This window comes from Pseudomonas sp. TE31087 (genome assembly GCF_057284075.1).
Genome location: NZ_JBXVNN010000001.1, coordinates 4,904,563 through 4,929,950, shown reverse-complemented (window position 1 = coordinate 4,929,950; position 25,388 = coordinate 4,904,563). Strand labels below are relative to the sequence as shown.

Here is a 25,388-nt window from a genome sequence, read left to right as displayed (position 1 = left end):
ACCATCCGTGGTAAGCCATCCGCGGCAGGTGCTCGGCCAACAGCCGGCCACCCGCTCGTGCATGCCGCCCGCGCCTTGCTGACCAAGGCGCGTGGCGGCGTCGGTCAAGCCTTCAGGCGCAGTCTCGTGCCTGGTCAGCAACGCGCCTCACCACCCTGGACGGGGGTGGCGCTTCGAGCGGCGCCATCTTCAGATCCTCCAGACGCAGGTCAAGCTCGCGCAGCGAGCGGTCGATGTGCCGCCCCATGAAGATCCGCCGACGGACCATGAAGTCCATGAGTGCGAAGATCAGCAGCCACTTGCGCCGCCCCGCCTTGCCTTCGCGAACCAGCTTGGCGAACTCGGGCTTGTACGGGTTGTAGCCAAGCAGCTTGAGATCCGAATACATCAGCAGCCAATTCAGGGTGAAGTTGCTCAACACCGGGTTGGCATGCACTTTGTTCTGCACCAGGCCCAGTTCGATGACTGTGTTGGTGACGCGCGCCTGGTCGTAGTCCCAGGCATGGAACGGCGCGAGGATGCGCGGCAGCTTGATGCCCTCGCCATGGCGTTGCGGGTTCCAGAACAGCGCCCGCTCGTGTTCCTTGAACACGCCGTTGGCAAACAGTTCATGGGGCGTCCAATCCTGGGCGATACGCTCCGCCGGCATCTCGTAGAGCATGCGCTCGGGCTCCGGCTGGCCGGGTGAATAGCCGGTGAAGATCAACGGGATGTCCTTCTCCACGGCAAAACGCAGCAGGTCCCCTTCGCGGATGTCCAGCCAGAAATAGCAAACCGTGTGCACTGCCCCCTTCGGGCCCTGGTTCATCAGCAGATGGCGGATGAAACGCCGGTAGACGCTCTGGACCGGACGGTGCACGTGATGGTCCACCCCGAGTGCCTTGACCGTCCGCCGGATGTTGTCCCAGGTCCTGGCCGGTATGTCGAAATCGCTGGTATACGCCAGCACCTTCAGGCCGTAGTCCACCACCAGCCGGTGCAGCAGGTAGCAACTGTCCTTGCCACCACTGAAGGAGACAATGCAGTCGTACTTCCTGCCACTGCCCTTGGCGGCGCGCAAAGTCGCCTCCAGGTCCTGCTGGAAGCGCATGCGCTGCGCGTCCTGGCGCAACCGCCCCCCCGCCTGCGAGATGCGGCACAGGTTGCAGGTGCCGTCCGAATCCAGCGCCACGCCTTCGACGTCGTCGGTCAGCAGGCAGCTGACACATACTTTCTTGAACATACCGACCAGCTCCTTTCTATCCTTGTCGTGCTCCGATAACGGTCCGTGTCAGGTCACGCGTTCACGGCGACCTGGGCGTGTGGCAGGCGGGCGTATGCTTGCCGGGCCAGTTGCAGGGCCTCCCCAAGGAAATCGCCATAGGCGGTCAGTGCCTGCTCGCCGATGGCGACCAGGTGCTGGGTGTATTCAGGCTTGGCTTCGAGCAACTCGGCGACCACGCGGAAGTTGGTATCGGTATGGCCAAAGTCGAATCTCACATGCTCGGCCAGGAAGGAAATACTTTGCTGGCCTTCTTCACACAGCGCTGCGGCACAGGCTTTCAACAGTGCTGGGCCGTATTGGGTGGTGATCAGTTCAATCTCCACATCAATGGCAAGTTCGGCCCACGGTGCATCTCCGGCCACCACGTCCTTGTGCAACTGGTGATAACGGCGCACCGAAGGCGTCAGATTGGAAACCAGCAAGTCGTCGGTATTGATCGGCATTCCCGGATACTTCGCATTCCACAGGTTCACCAACTTGTGGACATCCGCCGCCGCCCACTCGTGGTGACCGTCTTCTTCTTCGGTGTGCTCCTTGAAGAACTCGGCCAGCCTGTTCAGGCCCAGGGCCTCGCAGCGCACGCCGGCCGTGGCCAGGTACTCCGGAATAGGCGTAGTCAGTGCCGCGCTCATGGCGCTCCAGTAGATCATGAAGAGGTTCACCAACGGCGCGTCCATCGGCGCGTTGAACAACGCCTGGACATCGTCACGGGCGGCAAACTTCTCACGTGCCGCCGCGATACGAATCTGGTACTCGTTCATCATGATCGGATCATTGCCAACATTCATTTTTCACGCTCCTTTGTAGGATGAATAAAACCTTTAAAGTCCATGAAACAGGCGATCGCGGCCAAGGGACGGACAGTCATATCCTCCCGTTTCAAACGATCGCATTTACTGCAAATGGCCCGCATGAACATGCGCGCGCAACTACATTGCCCTGTCAATCAGAAGTAATAGTGAACCCCTGCGTACAATTGATCGTTATCCCTGAACTGGCCGAAGATACCTTCGTCATGCCCGGCAAAATGCATTCCGCCAGTGCGCAGTTCCCAGTCGTCGGTGACCCGCCAGCGCAATTGCAGGCGCCAGAAACGGTCGGTCATGTTCATGAACTCGCGCCCCTGGAACTCCAGCCACAGGTCCTCGCCCTTGAGCGGCACGTTCACCCGCCATGTCACGCTTGGCCGGTACTTGTCCGGCTGCATGTTGCCGTTGTGGTTACGGATGTAGTCGAGGGTGTACTGCAGGTTGATGTAGGTCCGCGAGGCGAAGGTGTAGTCCATGCCGGCCACTCCCCTGAGCGTGTCACGGCGCTCGACCAGACCCGGCACAGCCATGTCGTAGCTGACATAACCGGCATCGGTGACGTAAGCCAGTTCGCCACGCACACCGATCCCGTCACGCCCCGACTCGAACGCCATCGACGTGGTGTGCTGGCGGGCGTGATAAGGCTGCACGGTACCGACTGCCCTGCCGCTGGCGTCGAAGCCCTGGATATCGGCGCGAAATGCCGCCATCTGCTCGAACTGGTAGGCATAGTTGAACGACAGGTCATAATTGTCGCGCCGCAGCACTCGCCGAGCGGCAAACACGCTGTCGCCCAGCGGACCACCTTCAACCTTGGTCGAGCGCTCGCTTAACCCCAGTCCGCGCACGTAGTTGTTCTCCACGAACAGGCTCCATTCCTCGCCTGGCTGGGCCAGCAGGTCCTGACGGAACTGCGGCTGCCAAAGCACCTCGAAGAAATCGCCGCCATCAAGAAAGTAGCGACCGCTCACCGCGGTCACCGGCCACTTGCGTTCGAAGCGGGTATGGATCAGGAAGCTGCGAAAATCCTGGGGTGTGAAGCTGTCGATCACACTGACCTCGTCCGCCACCCCCCACTGGATCACCTGCCGCCCGATGCGCCAGCTGGTCGTCTCGCCTTCCCATTCGACGTACCCTTCCCACAACCTGGCAGTGCTTTCGTTTTCGTCGGCTGCCGAACGCATGCGCTTGTGCTCCAGCTCCAGGTCCGCCGAAACCAGCGTGCGCAGGCCGTCGGCCTGGTGATCCAGCTCGACCCGGCCGCGACCTCGTAGGCCATTGTCCAGGCTCGACTTCAAGGCGCTCGAGCCCACCTCGCCACCGCTGCCCAGGCCAACCGCCGAGCGCAGGTCGAGAAACCCCGTCACCGTGTTCTGGCCACCCAGGGCCGCCAGCGCCTGGGCGCTCACGCAAGGCGCGCCAGCCAGCGACAAGACGGCTGCAAGTGTTCGGACAATCCCGACCATCACTCCACCATCCTGCTGGTTTCGTCACTGACCAGGCGTTGCACGTCCGCAGGTTCGGCAAAGTGCTCGATGCCCTTCTCCATCTGCCGCACCGTCACCAGCGACGCAGGCAGCCCGGTATCGACGCGAACCCAACGTCGCTCCATCAGCGTCTGATGCCCGTTGCGCAGATCATTCACCTGCACGAAACGCTCGTACAGGGCAGAGCCGTATGCCTGCACTTCGGTGCGCCGAACCTGCTTGATCAACTGGCCGGCAGCATCGAAAAAGTCGATCCGACTGGGGAAGTAACTGCCGTCGGCGCGGATGTAGTAGCGGCGCTTGGCATACGCCGAGTTCGACGACGGCTTGGCCTGGCAATCCACCACATGCACTGCGAAACCTTCCTCGCTGGCCTGCTCCACATAGCTGAATGTCCAGTCCTCGAGGTTGATCTTCTGCAGATCCTCGTAGATCAAGTCGGACCCGACCCAGGTCTGGTGCTTGGAAGATACCCGCCGAACCCGGCTGGCGGCCGGCAGGTACAGGTATTGCAGGTCCTCGGCGCCACGCACCTCCTCGTTGAAGGTGGCGATGTTGCGAATGCTGCGGGGATAAAAGAACTTCTGCAGGTCGAGGTCACCCTGCTCGCCTGCCAGGTGATACCAAAGCAACCCGCGCTGCCGCTTGGTTCCAGCCTTGTCGGTCAGGGTGACCAACAACATCGAGACCGAATCCTTGCCGGTTGGGCGGTCCTCGGAACGCTCGATGATATCCCTTGGCACCAGGTTGCCCGCCGGCATGCCAGCGAAGGCCAGCAGCGGACAGAGCACGCCGATGATCATCAGCAAACGCTTCATGGCTGCACGCTCCCGGCCTGGCGATAAGTGGCGAGCATGCCGCCGGCGAGGCCTGCAGGGCGGTGGACCTCCTCCAGGGCGAGGTGCTGGTCGGTTTCGCGCAGCGCCTCGCCGATGCAGATCGCAGCCGTGTCCAGGACACGCTCGTCCTTGCCTGGAACGCCAAGAGCGAAACGCACCAGGGCATCGCCAGGGCCGGCCGAGCCCCCTGGATTGAGCGCGCCACGCACACCGTAGCCCACATACAGATGATTGAGGAAGGCGCGAGCATGCATGGCCGTGAACTGCGCGCCAGCCATGAGGAACACGCCATGGACACCCACCTGTGACTCGTCGCCCAACTGCAACAGGCCGTGGAAACGGCGTACCTGGTCAATGCGCGAACGAACTTGCTTCACCAACCCATGCGGCTCGCGCATTGCCGCCAGCAAACGACGCTTGCCCAGCAGGTCAAGGCCCGTGCCGAAGATCAGCGCCTGGTCGCGACAACGCTCGAACAGGGTGCGGTCACGTAGCGCGAGGAAACCACCGATGGTCGTCGGCATCTCCTTCGTCGCGCTCAGCAACACACCGTCTGCCAGTGCGCACAGGGCCTGAACGATGCTCAGTTCGTCATGGTCACGCCAGTCGCAGGCGTACTCGCGGATCAGACAGGCATTGCTGAGGATCCGCGTCGCGTCGAGTAGCAGCGGGATGCCGTAACGATCAGCCACTGCCTTCACTGCACGCAGGTTGTCCAGCGAAACGGGTACGCCGCCAATGGCATTGGTGCAGGCTTCGACCAGCAGGAAAGGTATGCGCTGGCGGCCCACACGCTTGATCGCCTGCTCCAGGGCCACGCAGTCCAGGTCAGCGCGAAATTGGCCACCGGCATCTGCCGTCGACACCGTGCAGTATGTGGCGCCCCTGAGCTGCAGGTGCGCCTGCAGCGTGGGAAATGGCGCGCTGCCAAGCACGCAGTCGCCCGCCGTGACCAGGGCGTTGACCAGCAACGCCTCCGCCAGCCGCCCCTGGGCCAACGCCAGCACCTGGGGCAGGCCGAACAAGGCCTGGAACGCCGCAGCCAGTCGCTCGTCCAGCTCACCGTCGCCGTCCTGGCGCAATAGAGGAACGCTCGGGTAGTCGCGGTGCATCAGGCTGTCGGTCTGGTAGTCGTCCAGGACCAGCCGCGACGGTATCAGGTCGAGGTTGAACCCATGTTGAGCCAGGACCCGCGCGCGGGCCTCGACGGTGTCGGCCAGCAACGTCATGCCAAGGCTCCCTCGGACACGTCGATGATCCTGTGGTTCATGCGATTGAGGTCGAAGAACATCACCTTTGGCAGCACGATCGGTTCACGGAAACCCGGCACCAGGTCATGCAGCAGGTGGTTCACACACTCAGTGGCCAACAGCGATGTCGCGATCAGAGGCCCCACAGCTACCGTTGGCACCTTGCCAACCTCGAGGCTGCGGACGATCGCCTGCATGTGCTGGGGCACGAAGATTTCGTCGAAGATCCGCGGCAGGGAGCCCTGCTCCTTGGCCACCTTGAGCGTCTGCGTCCAGTACTCCATTCCCAACCCTTGCGGTGAGGAGCACAAGGCAAAGCAGCCGAAGCCCATGATCGGCCCGACAACGCTGAACACCCCACGCTCGCGTGCCTTGCGGTGGATGGACTCACGCAGCGAGTGGGGTACGTTGGCATCCAGGCAGTCGACCAGGATGTCAGCGCCCGACAAAAACTCGTCCTGGTTGTGGTCGGTGATACCTTCGACAAAGATCTCGACCTTGGCCCGGGGATTGAGGTCGAGAATCAGCTCGCGATACACCAGGGCCTTGTTTCGGCCCAGCGAAGCACCCGTCGCGGCCCATTGGCGGTTCATGTCGGGCGGATCGAAAGCGCCCGGATCAGCCAGCTTGAATGACTGTACGCCCATCCGGCACAGGGTGAGTGCCATGGCGCCACCCACGCCGCCACAACCGGCGATCACCACCCGGCTGGACGCAAGCTTGTCGATGCCCGCCTCGGTCAACAGAGGTAGCGAGCGGTTCAGCATATCGTCGTTGCTCATCCTGAAACTCCTTTTCTCACGTGTGTGGATCCTTGCCTTGGCAATGCTGCCAAAGGCCGCCATGCCTCCTGCGAGACGCAGGAAGGACACGTTGCCAACACTTCCTTCGGCAAAATGTCACAAACAATTTCAAGCCGGCCCTATCGCACCGGCCAACTAATTAAACCGACGAGTAAATAAACAACGGTAAATCGCAGGCACAACGAGACACCACGCAGTAGTTGCGCAACACCGCCAATTAATAAAACCCTCAGTACACTATTGGCACTTTTAAACTGCAAAGTTTAATTTGTCAGTCGCTGGCGCGAACAAACTAAACTCGTAAGTTTAATTGCCAGGCAACCGAGCGCAGCAAGCCAAAGCAACCTTGAAGGCAGAACCAACAAGCCCGGCTCAAAAACAAGCATAAAAACACTTAAAATCAATGACTTGAAAATGCCTATCCAGGCTGGATAGACGCTGCAACGCACAATAACACCCGAAAATTGCAGCCGCGCGCGCAGCACTCGCCAAGCGTTTTGGCGTGGCCAATCCGGACGAACGTCAACAGAAGAAATAGTTATTAACTTAGAATATTCGCGGATACTAAACGGAGCGCCAAGACAATACAAGCCACTCTTTAGCCATTATCGATAGCCCTGCGCAACGAGGCGACTATCGCACGCAGCAGATGCGCGAGATAAAGCACAATCTATTATCCGGCACACCTGTATTCAGCAGGCCCAGCGCAAAATATGGCAGCGCTGTTCGATATCAGGGGGGCAACGCTCGCACCCTGGCCATTGCCCGAGCAGCAGTCGGGACCTGCTCGGCATTGCAATTGGCTAGCGGCGATGCGGGGTATCAGGGGTTAGCGTTGCAGCGCACTTGAGATCGAACGCCGCGCGGGCGGCGCTCGGCTGCAAGGGTTGCGGCGGGCTCCAGCCACCCCGACGATCGGGCCAAGGCGCTGGACAAGGCAGGCGCTCTCAGAAGCGCGCCACCATCCCCACCCGCCAGGTACGTCCCGGCGCCGGCATGAAGCTCTGCGCCAGCGGGTCCAGGTAGTAGCGGTCGGTCAGGTTCTGCACCGACACATTCAGCTCGGTGTGCTCCAGCAGCTTGTACTTGAGGAACAGGTCGAACAACGCCACCGAGCGGTAGTCGATCTGCGGCGTGGTCGCGCCGGTCTGCCAGGGTTTGTCCATCTGCGCGGTGGGTCCCGAGCTGTAGGTCATGCGCCCGCCCACGGTCAGTGCCTCGTCGAAGAAGCGCATCCCGCCGAGCAGGTTGGCCGAGAAGCGTGGCGGGTTCTGGGTGTTGGTGTACGAGCCCATGTAGCTGCCCGACGTGCAGTCCGGGGTGTCCTGAGTGCGCTGGTAGCGATTGGCGCTGGCGCGCAGCTTGGCGGCGAAGGCCGCGTCGCAGGTCTCGGTCATCAGGTAGTAGGTGGCCGAAAGGTTGGCGAACACGCGCCCGGCATCGTAGTGCGACTGCAGTTCCAGCCCACGGGTGTGGAAGCTGTCGGTGTTGCTGAAGGTCATCTGCCCCCACAGGCCCGGGCTCGGGTCGTAGTAGCGGGTGATGTAGTTCTTGATGTCGTTGTCGAACCAGGCCAGCTTGGCCGACGCCTCGTCGCCCGCGGTCAGCAGGTCGCTGCGCAAGGCACTCACGCCCACTTCCCAGCTGCGCGAACGCTCGGGCTTGAGGTGCTTGCCCGGGGTGACCTGCTGGGTGCCCTGGCTGGTCTCGAACAGTGACGGCAGGCGCAGGCCCTGGGTGTAGGAGGCGTAGACGAAGGTGTCCGGGAGGAACTCGACATTGATACCGAAGGCCGGCGCGAAGCCACCGCCGCGGCTCTTGCCCTGAGGGGTGTAGTCGTAGCCGGTGACCACGTTGCTGACACTTTCGGGATGGACCACCACGTTGGTCGCGCCGGACTCGTTGAACGGCACGCCATTGAACGGCTCGTTGCTGTTCTCGAAGACGATGCCGTTGTTCAGGCGTGGGTCGGTGGCGTCGGTGTACTGGCCGTTCTGGTCGGGGAACCACGTCATGCTGCCCCAGTGCCCCGGGCTGCTGGCGGTGATCCAGCGCATTTCCCGCTCTTCGCGGCGCGCCTCGGCCAGCACGGTGTTGTCCTTGGTCTGGTAGTGGGCATAGCGGCCGCCGCCCCACAGCGTCAGTGTTTCAGTGGGTTTGTATTCCAGGTTGCCGTTGAAGCTGAACTCCTGACGCGAGGCATCGCGCAACATGCGGTTGGCGTTGATGTCGTGCTGGGTGGAGACCACGTTGCTTTGCGGCTGGAGGTCCTCGAGCTGGAAGGCGCCGCCCAGGTCGAGTTTGAAATCACCATGGGCTGTGGTGAAGCGCGAAACGTTGGTCAGGTCGCCGCCGATGCGGCGGTTGTCCTGGCGGGACCAGGCGCGGTCGGTACGGTACAGCTGCGACTTGGGTGCCATCCAGGCCGCGCTCAAGGTACTGGTCTTCGAGTCGGTCATCCACAGCCTGCTGGTGAGGTCCACCCACGGATTGCCCTCGGGCAGGTAGTGATAGCGGGCGGTGTAGGTGTCGATCTGGATTTCGCTGGTGGGGTACTGATAGATGCCGGCGGTGCCGTAGCGGAAGATGTCCGAGGGCATGATCTCGCCCATGTGCCCGTCGAAGCGGCGATAACCCAGGTCCAGGGTATGGTCGTCGGCCAGCCGCCAGGTGGTCTTGAGCAGATAGGAGTCGGTCTCGGACGACGAGTTGAGTACCTCCTCGCCGGCGTTGTAGGTATTGGCGACACTGGCCTGCTCGTCACCCCAGCGGTCATACAGGCGGTAGCGGTCCTGGCCCTTCTTGCCGGAAAAGTAGTTGCCCTGGTTGCGGTGCGCATAGGCCGCCACCAGGTCGAAGCGTTCATGGGAGTAGCCAAAGGCGGCGCTGCCGGACTCGGCCTTGGAGCCGAACAGGCTGCCGCGTTCGTCACGCGGCACCGCGCTCAGGTCCTCGTCCCTGGAGTTGCGGTTGCGGTGTTCGGGCTCCACGCCGTTGTTCCACAGGTTGCCGGTCAGGCGCACGCCGACATCCTTGCCATCGACCAGGATGTCATCGACACCGATGGTCTTCATCTCCACCGAGCCACCGATCGCTCCCGAGCGAGTGCTGGGGCCTTTGTTCACGGTGACACTGCTGATCAGGTCGGGGTCGATGTAGCTGCGCTGCTGGGTGCCGCCGTAGCCCCGGTAGACATCCACCGCCTGCTCCGAGCCATCGACCCTGACCGCCACCCGGCTCTGCCCCTGGATGCCGCGGATGTTGACGTCCAGCGCGCCGCCGTTGCGGCTGTCGCCGACCTGCACGCCGGCCACGCCCTTGAGCATGTCGCCCACCGAGACGGTGCTGAAGCGGTCGAGGTCCTCACGCGACAGGTGCACCGTCGAGCGTGGCGCGCGATAGGTGTCGCGCTGTGGGTCCAGCAACTCGCTGGCCGCGACCATGGTCGGCGTCAGTTCCGTCGCCATCGTCGATGCCTGGGCCTGCGGGATGAGGATATAGGCCCCCCGGGAGTTCGACAGCAGTTGCAGGCCGCTGTTGGCCAGCAGGCGCCGGGCCCCCTCCTGCACGGTGTAGCGGCCCTTGAGTGCCGGCGCGGCGCGGCCGCGGGTCAGCTCGGGATCATAGGACAGCAGCAGGCCCGACTGGCTGGCGAACACGCTTAACGCGGTACCCAGCGGGCCCTTGGCGATGTCGTAGTCGCGCAGCGTGGCATCGTCGGGCCGGGTAGAAGCCATGGCCGGGGCATCGGCGGCCTGGGCCAGGCTCGAAGCCGTGCCCATCAGGCAGCCGAGCATCGCACAACGCACGGCGAAGCTGATCGGGGACAAGCGTTGCGAAGGACGCGAAACAGGGGAAAGCCGACGGATTGCGGGCATGCTTTTCTCGCTCGTGAGGTCAGTGCCCGGCACTCGATGCGGGCTTGCACCCCTTCTGTCGCATGACGGCGAAAAAGGTATATGCGTGCGATTCGCATTTTCACTTGGTCTTGTGATTTGGCCAAATCTAGTGATAATTGTTTGCATTTACACCCTGACACCTCCCCGCCATGACCCTTTTCAATACTCCGCCCCAGCCCGCCGAGCGCTGCGCCGTGACCACGCTGTACATCGAGCACCACGCCTGGTTGCGCGGCTGGCTGGCGTATCGACTGCGCTCCTGGGGGCGTGGCGTGGCCGACGACCTGGCCCAGGACATCTTCGTGCGCGTGCTCGCCAGCCGCGACAGCAACCAGCCCGATACCCTGCGCCAGCCACGCGCCTACCTGACCCGCATCGCCAACTGCGTGCTGGTCAGCTGGCGCCGCCGTCATTCGCTGGAGCAGGCCTGGCTCGAAGCGCTGGCGCTGGTGCCCGAAGCGCTGCAGCCGTCGCCCGAGCAGCAGAGCGTCATCCTCGAGACCCTGCACGAGATCGACGCAGTGCTCGACGGCCTGCGCCCACGGGTCAGGCAGGCATTCCTGATGGCCACCCTGGACGGCATGAAGCAGAAAGACATCGCGCAGGCGCTGAACATCGCCCTGCCGACGGTGAAGAAGTACATCCACGAGGGCTACATGGCCTGCCTGAGCCAGATGCCCGATGAGTGACCAGCCCGCCATTGCCCAGGCCGTGCTCGCCGAGGCCGCCGCCTGGTTGCTGCTGATGCAGGAAGGCCCGCTGACCCCGGCGCAGCAGCTCGAACTGGAGTGTTGGCGGCGCCGCGACCCGGACCACGAACGCGCCTGGAAGCGTGCCCAGCGCCTGCTGACCCGCCTCGGCACCCTGCCGCCGACCCTCGCCCGGCAAACCCTCGCTCGCCCGCAGGACAGCAGCCGGCGCACCGTACTGCGTGGCCTGCTGGGGCTGATCGGCGCGGCCCCGCTGGGCTGGTGGGCATGGCGTCAGGCCCGGGAGGGTGTCGACTACCAGACCGCAGTGGGCGAACGGCGCGAGTTGCTGCTGAGCGATGGCACCCAGGTCACGCTCAACAGTCACAGCGAGCTGCGTGTGCTGTATTCGGCCGAGGAGCGCCTGCTGTACCTGCGCCGTGGCGAGGTGTACATCGTCACCGCGACGGACCCGTCGCGGCCGTTGCGGGTGCGCTCCGAGCACGGCCTGATGCAGGCGCTGGGCACCCGCTTCAGCGTGCGCCAGCTCCTTCGCGAGACCCAGCTCGCGGTTTATGAAGGCGCCGTGCGCGTCACCCCCGAAGCTGGCCGTGGCAGCGTCATCCACGCAGGCTCGCAGGTACGCTTCGACCGCGACCGGCTCGGCCTGGTGGAAACCGCCCGCGACACCCAGCTGGCCTGGCGCAGGGGTTTGCTGGTGGTCGACGACATGCCGCTATTGCAGTGGGCCCAGGAGCTGATGCGCTACGCCGACCAGCGCCTGGTCTGCGACCCGGCCGTGGCCGAGCTGCGGGTCTCCGGCAGCTTCCCGGTCGATGACCTGCCACTGGCCCTGGCCATGCTGAGCGAGAGCCATGGCCTGCGCGTGCGGAGCGAAGCTGGTGGGATGTTCATAAGTCGCTGATCCCCCAGCTGTCATGCAGGGAACCTACGACTATGCGGCCAACGCGTACCCTGTGGGAGCGGCTTTAGCCGCGAAGCAAGCAACTCGATGGATGGCACCGGCTTCGCCGGTGTTCGCGGCTGAAGCCGCTCCCACAGGTCCCTTCCAGGTCGATAATTCATGTGAAGCCCGCGCCCACGGGAGCTATGTGACGAACCACTCGACGCAATGCCAGCATCCGGGCATTGCCCCGGCACCATCGCCAATGGGATGATTCGTATTTGCAATGAATTCTCATCAAGGTCACCCCGTGCCCCCCAAACTCCTCCTCGCCGAAGACGACCCCCGATTGCGCCAGGACCTGGAACAGCACTTCCTGCGTCGCGGCTTCAGCGTCCAGGCCTGCGAGAACGGCACCCAGGCATTGAACGCGATGCACCAGGCGCCCTTCGACCTGCTGCTGCTGGACATCATGCTCCCCGGCATCGATGGCCTCAGCCTGCTCGACGAACTGCGCCGGCACCAGGCGGTACCGGTGATGCTGATGTCGGCCCTGGGCGCCGAGCAGGACCGCATCAGCGGCTTCACCCGCGGCGCCGACGACTACCTGCCCAAGCCCTTCAGCCTGGCCGAGCTGGATGCCCGGGTCGATGCCCTGCTGCGCCGGGTGGCGCTGGACCGACGCCCGCCCACGCCACGCAACGCCTGCACGCTGACCTTCGATACCGCCAACCATGATGTCGCCCAGCATGGCCAGAGTGCCGGGCTGACCGGTTCCGAATACCGATTGCTGCTGACCCTGCAGGCCCATCCCGGCGAGGCACTGAGCAAGGCCTTCCTGTACCAGAGCGTCCTGCACCGGGCCTACACCCGCCTCGACCGTGGCCTGGACGTGCATGTGTGCAACCTGCGCCGCAAGCTCGGCGCCATCGGCGCCGGACACCTGGAGATCCAGGCCGTGCGCGGTCAGGGCTATATCCTGGTCGATGCGGGCAGCAGCTGATGCGCCGTCATCCGCTGCTGTGGAAGCTGGCGCTGCTGCAGGTGTGCTTCTGCCTGCTGCTGACCTGGCTGATCTGGACCTGGGGCCTGTCGGTCGAACGCAGCACCTACTTCCTCGCCCCCGCCGACCGGGTGTTCCTCGCCGGCTTCGCCGAACAGGCCGAGCAGGCCTGGCACGCGGAGGGAGCCGATGGCGTGGAACGCCTGCGCCGTCGGCTCGAAACCGAGCAGGACACCTGGGTCGCCATCATCGGCCCCCATCTGCAGAGTCTCGGCACTACCCCGCTGAACGCCGATGAAGCCAGCCGCCTTACCTTCATGCGCAAGCTCGACTGGCCGATGAGCCGGCGCCTGTAGGACGAGCTGCCATACGTGAGCATCGCCTTCCCCGAACACCCCGAGGACGGCCGCCTGGTCATCCAGCTCCCCGAACACCTGCTGCCCACCGGCCTGACACCCTGGACCCACGTGATCACCCACGGCGTGGCCCCCGCCCTGCTCGCCCTGCTGCTGGGCCTGGCGCTTTACCGCCACCTGGTCGTGCCGCTCAACCGCCTGCGTGACCGTGCCGACGCCCTGCGCGCCGACGATCTGGACAGCCCCGGCCTGCCCCTGCAGGAACGTCGCGACGAGCTGGGCGAGCTGGCCCAGGCCTTCGAGCACATGGCCGTGCGCCTGCGCAAAAGCCTCGACCAGCAACGCCTGCTGCTGCGTACCCTGTCCCACGAACTGCGCACCCCGCTGGCGCGCCTGCGCATCGCCCACGACAGCGAACTACCGGCGGAACTGCTACGCCAGCGCCTGGACCGCGAAGTGGACGACATGCAGAAACTGCTGGAGAACACCCTCGACCTGGCCTGGCTGGACACCGAGCGGCCGCAACTGGCGACCGAACCGGTACTGGTGCTCTCGGTCTGGGAGGCGCTGGTCCAGGACAGCTGCTTCGAAAGCGGCTGGCCGGTCGAACGGCTGCCCTGCTTGCTCGGGCTCGACTGCCAGGTCCAGGCGCACCTGGACAGCCTGGCCCAGGCCCTGGAAAACCTGCTGCGCAATGCCATCCGCCACTCGCCCGCCACCGGCCGGGTCAGCCTGGACGGTTGGCGCGAGGGTGCCTTCTGGCACTTGTGCCTGCGCGACCAAGGACCTGGGGTAGCGGAGGACGAACTCGAGCAGATCTTCCAGCCCTACCGCCGCCTGCCCGGCAGCGGCGCCGGCTTCGGCCTGGGCCTGGCCATTGCCCGGCGCGCCATTGAGTTGCAGGGCGGACGCCTGTGGGCAAGCAATGGCCATCCCGGGCTATGCCTGCACCTGCTGCTGCCGGCCAGCGAAAGTGTTTAGAAAGTTAATGCGCTTTACTCTCAAATAGGAGTTATTACTATTTGTGATCTCTTGAATTCAGCCCGCCGTGCCGGAGATCACACATGTCGCCCCGCCCGCTTCCCCTCGCCCCCTTCCTGCTGCTGTCCAGCTGCCTGCTGAGCAGCGCCGTGCAGGCCGCCAACCAGCCAGAACCGATCGTGCTGGAAAGCCAGAACGTGGTGGCCACCGCCCTGGAGGAGACCAAGCAGGCGCCGGGGGTGTCGGTCATCACCGCCGAGGACATCCAGAAACGACCACCGGCCAACGACCTGTCGCAGATCATCCGCACCATGCCGGGGGTCAACCTGACCGGCAACTCCACCAGCGGCCAGCGCGGCAACAACCGGCAGATCGACATCCGCGGCATGGGCCCGGAAAACACCCTGATCCTGGTCGACGGCAAGCCGGTCAGCAGCCGTAGCTCGGTGCGCTACGGCTGGCGCGGCGAACGTGACTCGCGCGGCGACACCAACTGGGTGCCGGCCGACCAGGTCGAGCGCATCGAGGTGATCCGCGGCCCGGCGGCGGCGCGCTACGGCTCCGGTGCCATGGGCGGGGTGATCAACATCATCACCAAGCAACCGGCGGGTGAAACCCACGGCAACATGACCGTGTACCAGAACTTCCCGCAGCACGGTGACGAAGGCGCCACCAAGCGCGTGAGCTTCGGCCTCAACGGCCCACTGACCGACACCCTCAGCTACCGGGTCTACGGTAACGTGGCCAAGACCGACGCGGACGACTGGGACATCAACGCCGGCCACGAATCCGCGCGCAGCGGCACCCAGGCCGGTACCTTGCCCGCCGGCCGCGAAGGCGTGCGCAACAAGGACCTCAACGGCCTGCTGAGCTGGCGCCTGACCCCGGAGCAGACCCTGGAGCTCGAAGCCGGCTTCAGCCGCCAGGGCAACCTGTACGCGGGCGATACGCAGAACACCAACTCCAATGCCAACGTCAAAAGCATGCTCGGCAAGGAGACCAACATTCTCTACCGCGAGAACTTCGCCATCACCCACCGTGGCGATTGGGACTTCGGCAGCAGCATGGCCTTCCTGCAATACGAGAAGACCCGCAACCAGCGCATCAACGAAGGCCTGGCCGGCGGCACCGAAGGCATCTTCAGCAACACCGACTTCTACACCTCGACGCTGCGCGACCTGACCGCCCACGGTGAGCTCAACCTGCCACTGCACGCCTGGCGCGACCAGACCCTGACCCTGGGCAGCGAGTGGAGCCAGCAGAAACTGGACGACCCCAGCGCCAATACCCAGACCACCAGCGAAGGCGGCAGCGTGCCCGGCCTGGCCAGCAACGGCCGCAGCACCAGCAGCCAGGCGCAGATCTTCTCGCTGTTTGCCGAGGACAACATCGAACTGCTGCCCGGCACCATGCTCACTCCGGCGCTGCGCTTCGATCACCACAGCATCGTCGGCGACAACTGGAGCCCGTCGCTCAACCTGTCCCACGCGCTGACCGACACCCTGACGCTCAAGGCCGGCATCGCCCGCGCCTACAAGGCGCCGAACCTGTACCAGCTCAACCCCGACTACCTGCTCTACAGCCGTGGCCAGGGCTGCTACGGGCAGAGCACCAGCTGCTACCTGCAGGGCAACGCGCATCTGGAGGCCGAGACCAGCGTCAACAAGGAACTGGGCATCGAGTTCCAGGACAACGGCTGGGTCGCCGGCCTGACGTACTTTCGCAACGACTACAAGAACAAGATCGACTCGGGCCTGAGCGGCATCGGCCAGGCATCCGGTGGCGCAGGCGCCAACGCCAATGCCACCCTCTACCAGTGGGAGAACATCCCCAAGGCACTGGTCGAGGGACTCGAGGGCACCCTGACCATCCCGCTGAGCGAACAGCTGAAGTGGAGCAACAACTTCACCTACATGCTGCAGTCGAAGAACAAGACCACTGGCGAGACCCTGTCGGTGACCCCGGCCTACACGCTCAATTCGATGCTCGACTGGCAAGCCTCCGACGACCTGTCGCTGCAGCTGAGCGTGGCCTGGTACGGCAAGCAGACGCCGAAGAAGTACGACTACCAGGGCAAGCGGGTCACCGGCACCGCCAATGACCAGATGGCCCCTTACGCGCTGGTCGGCGCCAGCGGCACCTATGCGCTCACTAAAAACCTGAGCGTGACCGCCGGCATCGACAACCTGTTCGACAAACGCCTGTACCGGGCCGGCAACGCCCAGGCGGTGAACGGTATCGAGGGCGCGGGCGCAGCCACCTACAACGAACCCGGGCGCACCCTCTACACCAGCCTGACCGCCTCCTTCTGAACCCGTGCCGCCGCTGCACTCGACGATGGCGCGGCGGCTTGTCATGGAAGACCTCACGAGAACACCGATGAAGATCCTTTCCCTTGTCCTGGCACTGCTGCTGAGCGGTTCGGCCCTGGCCCAGCCGCAAGCCGAGCAGAAGATGGACGACACCCTGCTGCAGCGCCAGGACCTGGCCTATCGCTTCAGCCACCTCGACCTGGATTCACGCGACGGCCAGCGCCATTACCGCCTGTGGATCGGCCAGCCCCGACGCCCGGCCCCCGCCAGCGGTTACCCGGTGCTGTGGATGCTCGACGGCAACGCCGCCATCACCGCCCTTGAGCCACAGCAACTTCAGGCGCTCGCCGGCGGCCAGGCACCGCTGCTGGTCGCCATCGGCTACCAGACAGACCAACGCATCGAGCGTGCGGCTCGCACCTACGACTACACCCCCGTAGTGCCCGGGCTGGCCGAGCAACGCGACCCCCTGACCGGACAGGCCAGCGGTGGCGCCGATGAATTCCTCGACCTGCTGGAGCAACGCATGCGCCCGATGGTTGCTGCTGTGGCGCCCGTCGACCCGCAGCTGCAGACGCTCTGGGGCCACTCCTATGGTGGGCTGTTGACGCTGCACACGCTGTTCACCCGCCCGTGGCTGTTCAGCGACTATGCGGCGGCCAGCCCGTCGTTGTGGTGGAACGACTGCGCCATCGTGGCCGAGATGCAAGGGCTGCAGGGGCGGCTGGGCAGACATCGGCCAAGCCTGCTGCTGATGCGCGGCACGCAGGAACCGGCCAATCCGCGTGGGCCGGTGTCGGCTGATGTACAACGACCGGTCCGGGAGCTGGTGGCCAGTCTGGCCGGGGTGAAGGGATTGTCAGTGGCGTTCCAGCCATTCGATGGTCTGGGCCACGGGCCAATGTTGCCGGCCTCGCTGCGGTTCGTGATGGACAGGATGTCCGGACATGACGGGAGCTTGTAGGAGATCGCCCAGCCCTTCGGGCTGCGCTGTCGTGCAGGGAGCTGCTATCTCTGTGGGAGCGGGCTTGCCCCGCGATCACCGGCGGAGCCGGTGCCACGCACCGAATCGCGGGGCAAGCCCGCTCCCACGCTGCCCCCGTTAAATCAAAAATTGCGTTCGGGGGCGGTGTTGGCGTTAGTGGGTTTCACGTACTTCGGCGTACGGTGTCCCGCAGAAACTCATCCAACAACCCGCTGTCACCACGCGTCACCGGCACCTCCCGCGCCTCATCGGCTCGCGCCAGCTCGGCCTCGATGAATCCATGCAGCACCTCGTCGCGAGGTCCGTGCTCGCCCTCGCCGCTGCGGCGCTTCACAGCCAGCAACGCGTCGATCGCCGCCTGCAGTCGCGGGTCATCGACGGTACGCGCCATCAAAGCGACGAACGCCGTCGGTGGCATACCCAGCCCCTGGTCGATCCAGCGCACCGCCAGCAACGGCCGCAGCACATACAGGTACTTCTTGAAGCGCACTGTCTCACCCATCAGGTAGCCACGCAGGTTCTTGCGCGCCATCGACAGGTAGTGATGGCGCACCGCGCGTGGTGAATAGAAAGCCTCGCCCAGCTCGCGCAGGCGCCTGGTGGCCTCGGCGTCGGCGCGGTACACCAGCGGCGAGCCCAGCCACTCGAGCAGGCTCGGGTTGGCGCCGCGCATCAGGCGCAGGGTCTTGCGCAGCTCCCAACCGCTGATGTCCAGCTCGTCGCAGAGCGGACGCTCGATCACATCGCGAGGCTCGTCCACCCGCAGGTACCAGTCGTTGCGCGGCACGTAGACGAAGCGTACGTCGTAGTCGCTGTCCGGCGAAGCGAAACCCCAGGCACGGCTGCCGGACTCGCAGGCATAGAGCACGGTCACCTCGTGCTCGCGCTCGATACGTTGCAATTCATCGAGCACCCGGGCACGCATGGCCTCGGGCAATGGGTGGGGGTCGTCCTGATACATGTCTTCGTTCCTTGTACAGGGCGCCACACGGCGCCCATTTCAACCTTTCACGCACACCACCTGACGCAAGGTGTGCACCACTTCGACCAACTCCCGCTGGGCCTGCATCACCGCATCGATGTCCTTGTAGGCCATCGGGATCTCGTCGATCACATCCTTGTCCTTGCGGCACTCCACATGGGCGGTGGCGCGCTGCTGGTCCTCGACGGTGAAGCGGCTCTTGGCCTTGGTGCGGCTCATCACCCGGCCCGCGCCGTGGCTGCACGAACAGAACGCCTCCTCGTTGCCCAGGCCCCGGACGATGAAGCTCTTGGCACCCATGGAACCGGGAATGATGCCCAGCTGGCCCTTCTGCGCCGACACCGCGCCCTTGCGGGTCACCAGCACCTCACGGCCGAAGTGCTGCTCCTTCTGCACATAGTTATGGTGGCAGTTGACCGCCTCGAGGCTGGCCTCGAACGGTTTGCCCAGCACCTTGCGGGTGGCGGCAACCACCGCCTGCATCATCAGCTCGCGGTTGTGCCGGGCGAAGTCCTGCGCCCACTCGACCGCCTCGACATAGTCGGCGAAGTGCCGGCTGCCCTCCTCGAAATACGCAAGGTCCCGGTCCGGCAGGTTGACCATGTGCTGGCGCATGTCGGCCTGGGCCAGTTCGATGAACAGGTTGCCGATGGCGTTACCGACACCACGCGAGCCGCTGTGCAGCATGAACCAGACGCGGTCGGCCTCGTCCAGGCAGACTTCGATGAAGTGGTTGCCGCCACCCAGTGTCCCCAGGTGCTGGCGGTTGTTGGTCTTCTCCAGCCGCGGGTGCTTGTCGGTGATCGCCTTGAAGCGCCCGGCCAGGCCGCTCCACACCTGGTCGGCCTGGTTCGGCACATTGTCCCAGGCGCCCTGGTCGCGACGGCCGAAGGTCTTGCCATGGGGCACGGCCTTCTCGATGGCCGTACGCAGGCCGTGCAGGTTGTCCGGCAGGTCACGGGCGTGCAGCGAGGTGCGCGCGGCGATCATGCCGCAACCGATGTCCACGCCCACCGCCGCCGGGATGATCGCGCCCACGGTGGGGATCACGCTGCCGATGGTCGAACCCTTGCCCAGGTGCACATCCGGCATCACCGCCAGGTGCTTGAAGATGAACGGCATCTTCGCCGTGTTCATCAGTTGCTTGCGGGCGTCGTCCTCGACCGGCACACCGTCGGTCCACAGTTTGATCGGCTTGCCGCCCGCCACTTCGAGTATGTTCATTGCCTTGTTCCTTGTTGCGCTACGTCGTGTCGCAAAGGGTCAACCCGCCTTGAGGCTGACCATTCCATTCAATACCTGATCCAGGCCACCGAACACCGAAATCCGGTCGATGCGCTCGGCCACCCGCTCCAGGGTTTCCAGCTCCTTCAGGCGCAGGGCCGTCGGGTTGCCTTCCATCACCTTGGCGGTGTTGAGCAGCGAACGGGTCGCCTGGGTTTCCTCACGGCGCCGGATCACGTTGGCCTGGGCGGCCTTTTCCGCCTCCACCACCTGCGCCAGCAGAGTCTTCATTTCGCCCGGCAGGATGATGTCGCGCACCCCCAGGCTGCTCACTTCCAGGCCGCTGCCTTGCAGGTGCGCCAGCAGGTGCTCGGCGACGCTACCGTCGATGGACTGCTTGTCTTCCAGCAGCTCGTCGAGGGTGCGGGTACCCACTGCCGCACGCAAGCCGAACTGCAGCTCGCGGTACAGATGCTCCACCGGCTTGCTCATCTGCCCGTGAGCACCGAGCACATCGGTGTAGCGCCAGTTAGCCACCAGGCTCAGGCGCAGGCTGACCTTGTCGCGGGTGAGAATCTCCTGGCCGTTGACTTCCAGCGCCTGCAGGCGGGTATCGACCATCTCCACCGCTACCTGGCTGCCGCAGCGCCAGTAGCCATGCCGGCCTGGCTTGAGCAACCCGGCCACCACGCCGTCGATCTTCAACACGCCGACATGGAAGGCCGGCACCAGCGCCAGCAGCACCAGATCCGTGCCGGCCACGCCGGGGCGGTTCAGGCGACTCACCAGTTCGTCGTCCAGGCGACGGCCCTGGTTCAGGTCGACGCGCTGCAAGCCGTGCTCGACCTGGCCTTTCCAGTACAGCCGTCGGCTGTCCGGTGCCAGCAACTCGACCAGTCGACCGTCCTCGAAACGCAGGCCGGCCTCGTGCGGGGCCAAGTCCATGGTTTCGAAATACCGCCCGACCAGTGCTGGCTCATGCCCACGCAGGTATTGCGCCAGCGGATGGTCGAACAGCGGGGATTGAAGGCTGAAAGTGCTCACCGCCAGCCGGTCTTGCCAGTCGAAACGCTGGTACTGGCCAGGCTCGAGAATCGACACGAAGTCGCCTTCGCTCATCAACAGGCCGCGTTCGTTTTTCTTCACCACAAAGCGTTTCAACAGTTTCATCTTGCTCATCCTTTTCCAATGTCCTTGAGTGCCGGAGTCGCCAACCCAGCGGGCGTCGCGAGCGAAGCCTGGCGGAGTCCGGGGCCGGGAACGTTGCTCCAGCGGCCACCATCGTTGCGCCAGGCCCGGCCGGCGAGCCGGGTGGGCCAGCGGTGGGCCAGGCTTCCTTCGCAGTGACGGGCCGTCCTGGCCCTGCTTGCGTTGCCTGTGCCCCACCGGCGGGTGTTGCGGTTACAGCTACCTTAGGAGGGTAGTGCCGGGGCTTTGCCCGGCGAGCGTCTGCGCCGGCCTTTCCAGGGGCCCAGCGCAGCAATGACCGGTCGTTGCGGCGGCGGCATGCACGACACCGACACCTGAAGGTGGGTACGTGCACCGGCGGGGGGTTCCCCTGTCCCGAGGGCCTGCCTGGCGATGCGGTCGAGAGGGATATAGCGAGCGGCGTGCCAGGTTTTCATTTGGCATCGATAAAATTCTTTAACTTATTGTTTTATATAGAATTATTTTTATCTTATTCATTTGAGCACAACTGAAAGCACTCATGGAGATTCATTTTTTCGTATATCATCGGATAGCAATTTATCTTTTAGGATAATCAAGGATGAGCAAGCCTCTCGTCGCCATCGGCTTCCTCGGCACCACCCTCGACCGCAACGGCAAGGGCGCCGCACGCTGGAACCGCTGGCGGCCGACCATCGGCCTGTGCCAGCAAGCCGACCTGCCCCTGGACCGCCTGGAACTGATCCACGGCCCCAGTGCGCGCGACCAGAGCCTGGCCGACCGGATCCGCGGCGACATCCAGCAGGTCTCGCCCGGCACCGAGGTGCGCCTGCACCCGCTGGCGCTGCGCAACCCGTGGGACTTCGAGGAGGTCTACGGCGCCTTGCACGACTTCGCCAGCGGCTACAGCTTCGACACCGAGCACGAGGACTACCTGGTGCACATCACCACCGGTACCCACGTCGCGCAGATCTGCTGGTTCCTGCTCACCGAGGCGCGCTACCTGCCGGCGCGCCTGGTGCAGACCTCGCCCTCGCGCAAGCAGGACGAAAACAGCGACCCGGCCGGCATCGCCACCCTGATCGACCTCGACCTGTCGCGCTATGACCCGATCGCCTCGCGCTTTCGCCGCGAGCAGGTCGAGGGGCAGTCGCTGCTCAAGTCCGGCATCGCCACGCGCAACCCGGATTTCAACCGCACCATCGAACAGATCGAGCGGGTCGCCCTGCGCTCGAAGGCCCCCATGCTGCTGGTCGGCCCGACCGGCGCCGGCAAGTCGTTCCTGGCCCGCCGTGTCCATGAGCTCAAGCGCGGGCGCCATCAGCTGGGCGGACGCTTCATCGAAGTGAACTGCGCCACCCTGCGCGGCGACGGCGCCATGTCGACCCTGTTCGGCCACGCCAAGGGCGCCTTCACCGGCGCCCAGAACGCCCGCGACGGCCTGCTGCGCGCCGCCGACGGCGGCATGCTGTTCCTCGACGAGATCGGTGAACTGGGCGCTGACGAACAGGCCATGCTGCTCAAGGCCATCGAGGAAAAACGCTTCTTCCCGCTGGGCGCCGACCGCGAAGTGGAAAGCGACTTCCAGCTGATCGCCGGCACCCACCGCGACCTGCGCGCTAAGGTCGCCGATGGCTCGTTCCGCGAGGACCTGTTCGCCCGCATCAACCTGTGGACCTTAGCCCTCCCGGGCCTGGCCGAACGCCGCGAGGACATCGAGCCGAACCTCGATTTCGAGTTGCAGCGCCATGCCCGCGAACAAGGCCGCCAGGTGCGCTTCAACCTCGAGGCCAAGCGCCGCTACCTGGACTTCGCCCATGCCGGCGAGGCACGCTGGGCCGGCAACTTCCGCGAGCTGTCGGCGTCGATCACGCGCATGGCGACCCTGGCCGACAGCGGGCGTATCGACGAGGCATTGGTCGAGGAGGAGATCGGTCGATTGCGTTACGCCTGGGGCCTGGAACCGAACACCGAACCACTGCTCACAGGTCGCGAGCTGGACCTGTTCGACCAGGTGCAGTTGCAGGCGGTGATCGACGTCTGCCGCCGCGCGCCGAGCCTGTCAGAAGCCGGACGCCAGCTGTTCGCGGTATCGCGCCAGGAGAAGGCCAACCCCAACGATGCCGACCGCCTGCGCAAGTACCTGGCGCGCTTCGGGCTGGACTGGCAGCAACTAAAGTCGTAGGGCTTGCCAGCACGCTGGCACAGTGGGGTATGCTTGGCCGGTCTTCAGGGCGGGGTGAAAGTCCCCACCGGCGGTAAATCGAAAGATGAGCCCGCGAGCGCCCCGGCCATGCCGGGGGTCAGCAGATCTGGTGAGATTCCAGGGCCGACGGTCATAGTCCGGATGAAAGAAGGCGTTTGGCAGGGGCCGTCCGGGCGCCCCTGCGCGCGCATTTTGTTCGCCCCGAGACGTTCATCGATCATTCACGAGGAGCGTTTCATGTCCACCATGCACCACAAGCAATTCCCCAACGTCAGCGCCGCCATCGCCGCCTTCCAGGCCGGGCGCCCCGTGCTGCTGCTTGACGACGACGACCGCGAGGATGAAGCCGATATCGTCGCCGCCGCCGAGAACCTGTCGCTGCAGACCATGGCCATGATGATCCGCGACTGCAGCGGCATCGTCTGCCTGTGCCTTGACGAAGCCACCGTCGACGCCCTGCAGCTGGCGCCGATGGTGCAGAATAACCAGGCCCGCCATGGCACCGGCTTCACCGTCACCATCGAAGCCGCCGAAGGGGTCAGCACCGGTGTGTCGGCACAGGACCGCATCACCACCATCGAAGCCGCGCTGCGCTCGACCGCGCAGGAACGTCATATCGTCAGCCCAGGCCACGTGTTCCCGCTGCGCGCCCGCGATGGCGGCGTGCTGACCCGTCGCGGCCACACCGAAGGCTCGGTGGACCTGGCCCGCCTGGCCGGCCTGCGCCCGGCGGCGGTGCTGTGCGAACTGATGAACCCCGACGGCAGCATGGCCCGCGGCGAGCAGGTGGCGGTGTATGCCCGCCAGTACAACCTGCCGGTGTTGACCATCGAGGAACTGGCGCGCTATCGCGAGGCGATGGTCGAGCTGGAAGCAGAGATCGCCTGAATCATCTTGGGGCCGCTGTGCGGCCCATTCGCGGCACAAGGCCGCTCCTACAGGAAATTGCGATCCCCTGTAGGAGCGGCCTCGTGCCGCGAAAGGGCTGCAAAGCAGCCCCAACAATCTAAAGCCCAACGCCAATCAAGCTGCCGTCAACGCAACCCCAACGGCCCCTTCAAAAACTCATACAACCCCGCCGCACTCTTGCGATAGCCATCAGCCGTCAGGTGCACCAGATCCGGCCGCGCCAGCCCGCCCGCCTGCCAGCCGGCAATCGAGCACGGCCCGCCCATGAACCCCTGCCAATCCCAGAACAGCGCCTTGTACTTCTGCGCCATCTGCTTCTGGATACGGATCACCGAGGCCAACGGTTGAGGCTGGCGCGCCGCACAGCTGCGCGCCTTGCGCTGCTTGATCGAGTCCGGTGGACCGACCAGCAAGATCGCCGTTTGCGGCAGGTCCCTGCGCAGGCCGACGAGGGTCGCCTCCAGTTGCGTCTGGTACAGCGCCAGGTCGAGCTTGTCGTCAAACGCTTCATTGGTGCCGTAGGCCAGGATCACCAGGTCAGGCCGCACGGCCTTGAGGCTGTCACGCCAACCCGGCTGCCACTTGTCCACCACGTCCAGGCGCGCACCGTTGATGCCCAGCGCCGAGTAGGTCACCCCGGCATTCTTCTGCCCCTGGATGTACCAGCCCCCCAGCGCGACACCCCGGCCACCCTCGACACTCAATTGCACCGGCAGGCCGACATTGGCGTAGGCCGGGCTGAAGCGCCACTGGCCATTGCTCGCCGGCAGCACGCGGCGCTGGCCACCATTGACGAAGAGGCTGGCACTGGTGGTCGACTGGTACAACGCCGAGACCTTGTAGCGCTGGCGGTCCTCATCACGCGCCTGCAACACAACACTGGCGCGATTGGCCAACGGCAGCGACAGGTAGCCCCCCAACGGGAACTGCGGGCTTTGCTGGTTGCGCGCCGACACCAGCTCCCACTGGCGCTTCTCGCTCTTGATGATCACCCGATCGTTGCGGATCCCCGGCACCGGCGAAGCCGGCACCAAGCCGATGCCGCCGTCGCCGTAGCGTGTCTGCAACAGCTTGCGCAGCTCGCCGCTGAACAGGTCGGCGGCGGTGTGCGAGTCACCCAGCTGGACGATGGCAACCGGCGCCCGGCCGGCATTGCGCAGCTTGCCGGCGAGCAAGGCGAGGTTGCCGTCCTGACGGGCGGCAGGCGCGGCGGCGGGCCGGGCCGTGGGCTGGGCGCTCACGCTGTTGGCGCCGGTACTGCAACCCGGCGCGGCGCTGATCAGCAGGGCCAGGCCCAGCAGGTGATGCCATTGGCGCAT

At 64.8% G+C, this 25,388-nt stretch carries 18 protein-coding genes, 1 pseudogene and 1 riboswitch; of the genes and pseudogenes, 8 read left to right on the top strand and 11 right to left on the bottom strand.

The features are described from left to right. Window positions 1-112: 112 nt before the first annotated feature. The 7 genes from ACZ899_RS22270 to ACZ899_RS22240 all read right to left on the bottom strand — a co-directional run bounded on the left by ACZ899_RS22270 (window position 113) and on the right by ACZ899_RS22240 (window position 10,330). Window positions 113-1,222, bottom strand: a complete 1,110-nt coding sequence (locus ACZ899_RS22270; protein ID WP_203650130.1) for an adenine nucleotide alpha hydrolase family protein — start codon at window positions 1,220-1,222, stop codon at window positions 113-115. Between the two features lie 53 nt (window positions 1,223-1,275). Then, a complete protein-coding gene (locus ACZ899_RS22265; protein WP_234560589.1) occupies window positions 1,276-2,028 on the bottom strand; it encodes a hypothetical protein in 753 nt (250 codons plus the stop codon). Between the two features lie 182 nt (window positions 2,029-2,210). Continuing rightward, window positions 2,211-3,482 carry a DUF1302 family protein gene (locus ACZ899_RS22260; protein ID WP_203650126.1) on the bottom strand — a complete coding sequence of 424 codons (1,272 nt, stop codon included), beginning with the start codon at window positions 3,480-3,482 and terminating at the stop codon, window positions 2,211-2,213. Between the two features lie 56 nt (window positions 3,483-3,538). Next, window positions 3,539-4,378 carry an outer membrane lipoprotein-sorting protein gene (locus tag ACZ899_RS22255; RefSeq protein ID WP_203650124.1) on the bottom strand — a complete coding sequence of 280 codons (840 nt, stop codon included), beginning with the start codon at window positions 4,376-4,378 and terminating at the stop codon, window positions 3,539-3,541. Beyond that, a complete protein-coding gene (locus tag ACZ899_RS22250; RefSeq protein WP_203650122.1) occupies window positions 4,375-5,628 on the bottom strand; it encodes a beta-eliminating lyase-related protein in 1,254 nt (417 codons plus the stop codon). Before ACZ899_RS22250 ends, ACZ899_RS22255 begins: the two co-directional genes overlap by 4 nt. Next, a complete protein-coding gene (locus ACZ899_RS22245; RefSeq protein ID WP_234560588.1) occupies window positions 5,625-6,521 on the bottom strand; it encodes a ThiF family adenylyltransferase in 897 nt (298 codons plus the stop codon). Before ACZ899_RS22245 ends, ACZ899_RS22250 begins: the two co-directional genes overlap by 4 nt. Window positions 6,522-7,399: 878 nt before the next feature. Continuing rightward, window positions 7,400-10,330: a TonB-dependent receptor gene (locus ACZ899_RS22240; RefSeq protein ID WP_267967074.1), complete on the bottom strand. Its 2,931-nt coding sequence runs from the start codon at window positions 10,328-10,330 to the stop codon at window positions 7,400-7,402. Window positions 10,331-10,500: 170 nt separating this feature from the next. Here ACZ899_RS22240 and ACZ899_RS22235 point away from each other — a divergent pair, with 170 nt between their 5' ends. The 6 genes and pseudogenes from ACZ899_RS22235 (at window position 10,501) to ACZ899_RS22210 (ending at window position 17,560) form a co-directional block, all read left to right on the top strand. Further along, window positions 10,501-11,040, top strand: a complete 540-nt coding sequence (locus tag ACZ899_RS22235; protein WP_234560586.1) for a sigma-70 family RNA polymerase sigma factor — start codon at window positions 10,501-10,503, stop codon at window positions 11,038-11,040. After that, entirely contained in the window at window positions 11,033-11,965 is a 933-nt protein-coding gene (locus tag ACZ899_RS22230; protein ID WP_234560585.1) for a FecR family protein, read from the top strand. The genes ACZ899_RS22235 and ACZ899_RS22230 overlap by 8 nt, the downstream gene beginning before the upstream one ends. A gap of 289 nt (window positions 11,966-12,254) precedes the next feature. After that, complete coding sequence (locus tag ACZ899_RS22225; RefSeq protein WP_232856643.1) at window positions 12,255-12,947, top strand: response regulator transcription factor; 693 nt, start codon at window positions 12,255-12,257, stop codon at window positions 12,945-12,947. Beyond that, a pseudogene (locus tag ACZ899_RS22220) lies at window positions 12,947-14,284 on the top strand (HAMP domain-containing sensor histidine kinase). Before ACZ899_RS22225 ends, ACZ899_RS22220 begins: the two are co-directional and overlap by 1 nt. A gap of 83 nt (window positions 14,285-14,367) precedes the next feature. Next, window positions 14,368-16,596 carry a TonB-dependent siderophore receptor gene (locus ACZ899_RS22215; RefSeq protein WP_234560584.1) on the top strand — a complete coding sequence of 743 codons (2,229 nt, stop codon included), beginning with the start codon at window positions 14,368-14,370 and terminating at the stop codon, window positions 16,594-16,596. Between the two features lie 67 nt (window positions 16,597-16,663). Further along, complete coding sequence (locus ACZ899_RS22210; RefSeq protein WP_234560583.1) at window positions 16,664-17,560, top strand: alpha/beta hydrolase; 897 nt, start codon at window positions 16,664-16,666, stop codon at window positions 17,558-17,560. 184 nt (window positions 17,561-17,744) lie between these two features. Here ACZ899_RS22210 and ACZ899_RS22205 read toward each other — a convergent pair whose 3' ends face one another. From ACZ899_RS22205 to ACZ899_RS22195, 3 genes are read right to left on the bottom strand one after another with little or no spacing between them, the layout of a single operon-like run. Continuing rightward, complete coding sequence (locus tag ACZ899_RS22205) at window positions 17,745-18,542, bottom strand: nucleotidyltransferase domain-containing protein (RefSeq protein ID WP_234560582.1); 798 nt, start codon at window positions 18,540-18,542, stop codon at window positions 17,745-17,747. A gap of 39 nt (window positions 18,543-18,581) precedes the next feature. Continuing rightward, window positions 18,582-19,787 carry an RtcB family protein gene (locus ACZ899_RS22200; protein WP_028690293.1) on the bottom strand — a complete coding sequence of 402 codons (1,206 nt, stop codon included), beginning with the start codon at window positions 19,785-19,787 and terminating at the stop codon, window positions 18,582-18,584. A gap of 39 nt (window positions 19,788-19,826) precedes the next feature. Then, window positions 19,827-20,957: a slipin family protein gene (locus tag ACZ899_RS22195; RefSeq protein ID WP_234560581.1), complete on the bottom strand. Its 1,131-nt coding sequence runs from the start codon at window positions 20,955-20,957 to the stop codon at window positions 19,827-19,829. Window positions 20,958-21,555: 598 nt separating this feature from the next. Here ACZ899_RS22195 and rtcR point away from each other — a divergent pair. Together rtcR and ribB are read left to right on the top strand one after the other, a co-directional pair. Next, window positions 21,556-23,139, top strand: coding sequence for an RNA repair transcriptional activator RtcR (gene rtcR, locus ACZ899_RS22190; RefSeq protein WP_234560580.1), 1,584 nt, complete (start codon window positions 21,556-21,558; stop codon window positions 23,137-23,139). Between the two features lie 36 nt (window positions 23,140-23,175). Next, window positions 23,176-23,317: riboswitch (FMN riboswitch) on the top strand. 80 nt (window positions 23,318-23,397) lie between these two features. Further along, a complete protein-coding gene (gene ribB, locus ACZ899_RS22185) occupies window positions 23,398-24,048 on the top strand; it encodes a 3,4-dihydroxy-2-butanone-4-phosphate synthase (protein WP_234560579.1) in 651 nt (216 codons plus the stop codon). Between the two features lie 146 nt (window positions 24,049-24,194). On the opposite strand, the gene ACZ899_RS22180 is transcribed toward ribB, so the two are convergent. Next, complete coding sequence (locus tag ACZ899_RS22180) at window positions 24,195-25,388, bottom strand: SGNH/GDSL hydrolase family protein (RefSeq protein WP_234560578.1); 1,194 nt, start codon at window positions 25,386-25,388, stop codon at window positions 24,195-24,197.